Annotated in this window: 5 protein-coding genes and 1 pseudogene; all 6 read right to left on the reverse strand. The window is 60.1% G+C overall.

Annotation, left to right across the window (positions count from 1 at the left end; genetic code table 11):
• Window positions 1-574 precede the first annotated feature (574 nt).
• On the reverse strand, window positions 575-2032 hold the full coding sequence (locus tag Q0216_RS00335) for a replication-associated recombination protein A (RefSeq protein WP_298591940.1): 1458 nt from the start codon (window positions 2030-2032) through the stop codon (window positions 575-577).
• Between the two features lie 183 nt (window positions 2033-2215).
• Window positions 2216-2650, reverse strand: coding sequence for a D-aminoacyl-tRNA deacylase (gene dtd, locus Q0216_RS00340; protein ID WP_298591942.1), 435 nt, complete (start codon window positions 2648-2650; stop codon window positions 2216-2218).
• Between the two features lie 122 nt (window positions 2651-2772).
• Window positions 2773-3300, reverse strand: a complete 528-nt coding sequence (locus Q0216_RS00345; protein WP_298591944.1) for an adenylate kinase — start codon at window positions 3298-3300, stop codon at window positions 2773-2775.
• 181 nt (window positions 3301-3481) lie between these two features.
• Window positions 3482-5254 (reverse strand): aspartate--tRNA ligase, encoded by a 1773-nt coding sequence (gene aspS, locus Q0216_RS00350; protein ID WP_298591945.1) that lies wholly within the window; start codon window positions 5252-5254, stop codon window positions 3482-3484.
• Between the two features lie 286 nt (window positions 5255-5540).
• Window positions 5541-6008, reverse strand: a complete 468-nt coding sequence (locus Q0216_RS00355) for an endonuclease domain-containing protein (protein WP_298591946.1) — start codon at window positions 6006-6008, stop codon at window positions 5541-5543.
• A gap of 309 nt (window positions 6009-6317) precedes the next feature.
• Window positions 6318-6503 (reverse strand): annotated as a pseudogene (locus Q0216_RS10610) (type IV toxin-antitoxin system AbiEi family antitoxin domain-containing protein); the annotation flags it as partial.
• Window positions 6504-6741: the final 238 nt, after the last annotated feature.

The raw sequence follows: 6741 nt of genomic DNA on the forward strand, positions 1-6741 counted from the left end.
TTGAATACTGGCCTCCTCGGTTGACCCCGCTGGGATCCGTACGCGACCGATTCGGTCGTTGCTGTACGGCGGTGGGGCGGAGAGCTCGGGGCAGAGTACCCCGCAGCTACATTACTGACGCCCGCACGGAAGCGGGCATAGTAATTGCCAGACCCGTCAAGCTTACCGGATGCACCCGGACTTTACCAGCCTTTTGGGAAATCTTTGGTTCAAATCACTGTGCGTGTGGGTTTATGATGCTTGCCCACACGACCCCCACAGTCAATATTTGCACCCGTCAGAGCTATTTAGGTGCACCTTCCCCGGAAAATTGCGGCGCCGAGATGTTGGATTGTAATCATTTCGTTATTTTTAACCTGTGTCTTTATGGGAATAGCTTGCTTTCAGGCTCCCCCTCGCCTAGACTAGAGACCATAACAAGCTTGGCGTCCGCCCTTCCGGGAAGGCCGACGGCCAAGACATCTATCACAAACTCAAAACTCTGACGCGGTGCGCAGTACTACCGAGGTACTACGCACCGCTTTCTGTTTGCCTACTGTTTGGTGCGGGTGGCTTGCGTAATAAATCCGCGCGGCTAATTGCCGCCGTCAAGAATCCTACGGATACGCTCACGACGCTCCGTCAACGTACGCTCAAAACCATGCTGCGTGGGCTCGTAATAGACCGTGCCGCGCAGAGTATCCGGCAGGTACTGCTGCGCCGCCACATGACCCGGCTCATCATGCGCATACACATACCCCACGCCGTGACCAAACTGCTTAGCGCCCGCATAATGGCCATCACGCAAATGCACCGGAACCTGGCCCGAAGCACCCGCACGCACATCCGCAATCGCACGATTAATCGCGTTATACGCCGCATTCGACTTCGGCGCGAGCGCACAATAAATCACCGCCTGCGAAAGGATAATACGCGCCTCCGGCATGCCCACCAGCGCCACCGACTGCGCCGCAGCCGTCGCCACCTGCAACGCCTGGGGATCAGCCAAACCAATATCCTCACTCGCCAAAATCATGATGCGACGAGCCACAAACCGCGGGTCCTCGCCGCCCTCCAACATGCGCGCCAGGTAGTGCACCGCGGCGTCCGCGTCAGAGCCGCGCATGGACTTAATGAAGGCGCTCACCACGTCATAATGCTGGTCGCCCGAACGGTCGTAGCGGATCGCGGCGCGGTCCACCGCCTCCGTAGCATGCGCCAGGGTGATGCGCACCGGCGCGGCAGATTCCGGGGACTTCTCCCCCGCCTGTTCAGCCTCGCTAAAGGCAATCGCAGCCGCCGCCTCCAGGGAAGTCAGGGAGCGGCGAGCATCGCCTCCAGAAACCGCCGCGAGGTGGGCGCGCGCATCCTCGTCAATGACCGCCGCACCACCAAAACCGCGCGGGTCAGCCAGGGCACGGTCAATCAGCCGCTCAATATCGGACTGCTCCAGCGAATGAACCCGCAACAGCAGCGAGCGCGAGAGCAGCGGCGAAATGATGCTGAACGACGGGTTCTCCGTCGTAGCCGCCACCAGAATCACCCAGCGGTTCTCCACGCCGGGCAGGAGCGCATCCTGCTGGGCCTTCGTGAAACGGTGAATCTCGTCCAGGAATAGCACGGTGGTCGTGCCGTACATGTCGCGGTCGAGCAGCGCCTGATCCATGACCGCGCGAACGTCCTTCACACCCGCGGTAATCGCCGAAAGTTCCACAAACTTACGACCCGGCGCGCGCGCAATCACATGCGCCAGAGTGGTCTTACCCGTACCCGGAGGACCGTACAGAATCACCGAGGACGGGCCAGCCGGTCCGGCGTTCTCCCCCGCCAACACGCGCAGAGGCGCACCGGGAGTCAGCAGATGATCCTGGCCGAGAACCTCATCAATCGTGCGCGGACGCATACGCACCGCCAACGGCGCACGAGACGCCGAACGGGAAGAGTGCGCACGCGATGCAGAGGCACGCGAGGAGGGCTCCTCAGTGGAGGCGCCAATCAGGCTCACGCGGTCCCCGTCGTCGGGCAGCTCAAGATCAAAGAGGGAATCAGCCATAGTCTTACTCTATCGTTTCACAATCTGGAGGCAGGTACGGGGTGTGGATATACAGCTGCGGATTTAGCTCGCGGCGTGACACCACACGGGTTTTCGATAGGTTAGTGTCTTCGCCGTGGGTTTTAAACCCCGGGGCAAAGCTTTAAACCCCGGGCAATCCACTAACCTATCGAAGGCGCCGGCCTAGAGGGTCTCACTATCGAGAATCAGGGTCACCGGGCCATCATTGACCAGCTCCACCTGCATGTCCGCACCAAACACGCCGGTCTCCACGTGCAGGCCACGCTCACGCAGCGCCTGAACGTAATCGTTGAACAGCGGCTCGCTCACCGCACCGGGCGCGGCGGCAGACCAGGAGGGGCGGCGACCCTTCTTCGCATCCCCGTACAGGGTGAACTGGCTGACCGCCAGCACGGGTGCGCCCTCATCGAGGAGGGACTTCTCCCCCTCCAGCAGGCGCAGGTTCGCGGTCTTATCGGCAAGCTTCGCGATCTGCGCCGCACCGTCGCCGTGAGTGATACCGACCAGCGCCAGGTAGCCGGGCTGCTCAATCGCGCCGACCGTCTCACCGTTCACGCGCACCGCCGCGCGGGTTACGCGCTGAATAACTACTCGCATCGTTCACCTTTCAACTTGGGTTCACCTTTCAACTTGGAGCCGGCGTTCACCCAGCTCTACATCTCTTTCAACACCACACTCGGCAGCTGGTTTCGAGGCAGCTAGTTTAAGGGCAACCGCCATCAGAGCACGCCGCGCAGCTGCACGGCACGCAAAAACTGGTTCGCCGCCCGCGGGGTACGAAACTCAATAAAACGCTTCTGCAGATGCTGCCCGCGAGCCTCCGCCAGCAACTCCCCAACATGCGGGTAGCTCCTCCACGTGTACCGAATCATGTTGTCCGGGTCGCGCAGAATATTCCACAGCGGCGGCTCCACATTATCCGCCCACAGCCTCTGACCCGTCACCGCACGGCGCACCGTCCGGCGAACCACACGCCACATGACCACCGCACGGCTATAGCGCAGGTAAATCACCACATCCGCACGCTCCAGCAGGCGGCCGCGTACCTGCGGATACTGCCACTCCGTAATCCACGCAGGCTGCTCAATGAGCGCCTGAACATCCGCCTCAAAACTAGGGCGCGGAGTCCAATTCGGGCCCCAATGCAACGAGTCCATCTCCGTATGCGGAATGTCCAGGAGGCGCCCCAACCGCGCCGCGAACGTCGTCTTACCGCTACCGCTCGGGCCAGCAATCAGAATACGCATGTTCCCCTCCCCCTTTGATTAGTACACAAGCCGGATGATACAAAAGGTGGGCTGCGACCCTGCACCAGCAGAATACACAGCCCACCCTCAACGGCAACCCCGGCACAGCTCAACGCCCGCCGGGTTCACGCCGCGCAGCCCCACACCCCCTACGGGGCGCACGACCAAAGACTAGAGAAGATTACTCCTCGTCCTTCTTCTTCGGCTTGAAATCAACGCCAGCTTCCTTACGCTGCTCCGGAGTAATCGGTGCAGGAGCCGCAGTCAGCGGATCATAACCATTACCGGTCTTCGGGAACGCAATAACCTCGCGGATCGAATCAACGCCAGCCAGCAGAGACACAATACGGTCCCAACCGAACGCAATACCACCCATGGGCGGTGCGCCGTACTTGAACGCATCCAGCAGGAAGCCGAACTTCTCCTGAGCCTCTTCCTCACCAATGCCCATCACAGCGAACACGCGTTCCTGCACGTCACGGCGGTGAATACGGATCGAACCGCCACCAATCTCGTTACCGTTGCAGACAATGTCGTAAGCGTACGCCAGAGCCGAACCCGGGTCGGTGTCGAAAGTATCCATGAACTCGGGCTTCGGGGAGGTGAACGCGTGGTGCACAGCAGTCCACGCGGAGTGACCCAGAGCCACGTCACCGGACTCGGTAGCCTCAGCGGAAGACTCAAACATGGGAGCGTCAACAACCCACACGAAGGACCACTCGCCGTCCTTAATCAGGCCGGTACGGTGACCAATCTCAACACGAGCAGCACCCAGCAGCGCACGGGAAGCCTTAGCCTCACCAGCAGCGAAGAAGATGCAGTCACCGGGCTTCGCGCCGGTAGCCTCAGCCAGGCCAGCACGCTCAGCATCAGTAATGTTCTTAGCCACCGGACCGGTCAGCTCGCCATCCTCCTGAATGAGGACATAAGCCAGGCCCTTAGCGCCACGCTGCTTAGCCCACTCCTGCCAAGCGTCCAGGGTACGGCGAGGCTGAGAAGCACCACCGGGCATCACAATAGCACCCACGTAAGGAGCCTTGAACACGCGGAAAGTAGTGTCCTTGAAGTACTCGGTCAGCTCAGTCAGCTCCAGACCAAAACGCAGGTCAGGCTTGTCCGTACCGTACTTCTCCATCGCATCCTTGTAGGTCATGCGCTGAATCGGGCGGGGAACCTTCACATCAATCAGGTTCCACACAGCCTCAACGATGCGCTCGCCCAGCTCAATGATGTCTTCCTGATCAACGAACGAAGCCTCAATGTCCAGCTGAGTGAACTCAGGCTGACGGTCCGCACGGAAATCCTCGTCACGGTAGCAGCGGGCAATCTGGTAGTACTTCTCAATACCGCCCACCTGCAGCAGCTGCTTGAACAGCTGCGGGGACTGCGGCAGAGCATACCACGAACCCGGAGCCAGACGAGCCGGCACCAGGAAGTCACGCGCACCCTCAGGAGTCGAACGGGTCAGAGTCGGAGTCTCAACCTCAATGTAGCCGTCCTCAGCCAGCAGGTTGCGTGCCGCACGGTTCGCGTCCGAACGCAGGCGCATGATGCGAGCCGGCTCCGGGCGGCGAAGATCCAGGTAGCGGTAGCGCAGGCGCGCCTCCTCACCCACCTCAACGTGCTCATCAATCTGGAAAGGCAGCGGAGCGGCAGTGTTCAGCACCTCAACGGCGGACACCTCAACCTCAATCTCACCGGTCGCCAGGTTCGGGTTCTCATTACCCTCCGGGCGCTTAGTCACCAGACCAGTCACACGCAGAACATACTCATTGCGCAGGTGCTCAAAATCAGCCTCATTGTGGAAAACACACTGGGTGACACCCTCACGGTCACGCAGGTCAACGAAGGCGACACCACCGTGGTCGCGGCGGCGAGCCACCCAACCGGTCAGGGTAACAGTCTCTCCAATATTTGCGGCGGTCAGCTCGCCGTTGGTGTGAGTGCGAAGCACAGACATTCCTTTCATAGCGGGCACCTCACGACTATAGACAGTAGCCGGGTACACGCGGTTGATGATATGCGCACACTGCGTGCGCCTCATATATTGTATCCCCTCCGGGCAGGTCGATGGCGGGTCGGGGCAAGTCTGGACAGGTTGGGCGCCAGTCAGACGCCAGAAAATGGGGTGCGGAGGCGAGACGCGGGTAGGGCGGCAGGTTTGTGCCATAGGTTAGTGTCTTCTGTCGTAGTTAAAAACCATGGCAGAAGTCTCTAACCTATGGTCGAAATTTGTAGCGTTAGCCCTGCCGTATGAGCAGACCCCGAAGATGGGCAATAACTTCCCGCTCTTTCTGAAAAATATCAGCCCAGGTTAGATGCACGATTCTCCACCCGGCGCGGGTCAGTGCGCGGTCTCGGGCTGCCTCATACCGGTCCCTGCCGGAGTGGTCCGCGTATTTCTGTTCACCGTCGAACTCGAGAATGACCCGCGCCTTGGGCCAGGCGAAGTCCACCCGGTAGTTACGACCCTCGCACGAAATCGGGTACTGCGTTACGGGCAGGGGTAGCCTGTGCTCCATGAGCAGGCACCGGGTGAGGCTCTCGCCCGCCGACTCGCTGGATGCATCCACCGCCTGCGCCAGGAGGGGCCCTGCGGAACTGCCGTACCCCGTGAGGTTCAGCAGAATCTCGGTTACCTCGCGGGGTTCCAAGAGTCCTCGCCGCATGATGGAGTCGGCGAGGACCACCGCCTCCCGAAAGGGCATGCTACGAGCGCAATCCTGCAGTGTGCGAGCCACCGTCGCCACCATGATGGATGTGCCGGGTAACCTGGTGACTTCCTCGGGGCCGGTGGCGCTGTAATGCCGGGTGATTCTTCCCTTGTCAGAGGTGCTATGACTACAGCTATACACGCTTATCATTTGGGGAACAGAGAGTATATCAAGTCCCCATAGCGCCGCGGCTGATGTGTGGGAGAAGATCCCTTGAAGACCCATCATCTGAGCAGCGATGCACCGTACCGTGAGCCGCTCTTCGGGGGTGAGTGCTTGGGCATCGCGGGTGTAAATATAGGCTCCTCGCTGGATACGTTGCAGAGACCCTTCCGCCACTAGCTTGCGAATGCGTTTCGGTCCGATTCCTCGCAGGTTGAGCATCTGGGAGTTCAGCACGAATGGGTGTAGTTCTGCGGCGCGGGTAATTTCTGGTGTAGCCGGTAGTACGTTTGGGACGCGTTGCCACGGAATAGTTACGGTGTTCATAGGCTTTATCCTGGCAGGCTGTGTGAGGTTGTGGGGCTTGATTTGTGAAATCTGTGGATAACTTCGCGGATTCTACCGAAAAAGTGTTTGTCCACAGGTATGCGGAGTGGATTCCCGGTAATACTTCGATAGGGTAGTGGCTTCTCGATAGGTTAATGCCTTCACCCCGGGTTAAAGACCCACGGCGAAGACACTAACCTATCGACCGCAGACCCCCACGAACCTGCCGCCCTACCCG

This window comes from uncultured Rothia sp. (genome assembly GCF_937976295.1).
Taxonomy (GTDB): Bacteria; Actinomycetota; Actinomycetes; order Actinomycetales; family Micrococcaceae; genus Rothia.

Bases quoted from the DNA above. Each gene is read 5' to 3' on its own strand.
- dtd (WP_298591942.1), bottom strand. From the start codon at position 2,650: ATGCGAGTAGTTATTCAGCGCGTAACCCGCGCGGCGGTGCGCGTGAAC.
- Q0216_RS00335 (WP_298591940.1), bottom strand. From the start codon at position 2,032: ATGGCTGATTCCCTCTTTGATCTTGAGCTGCCCGACGACGGGGACCGC.
- Q0216_RS00345 (WP_298591944.1), bottom strand. From the start codon at position 3,300: ATGCGTATTCTGATTGCTGGCCCGAGCGGTAGCGGTAAGACGACGTTC.
- Q0216_RS00355 (WP_298591946.1), bottom strand. From the start codon at position 6,008: ATGCCCTTTCGGGAGGCGGTGGTCCTCGCCGACTCCATCATGCGGCGA.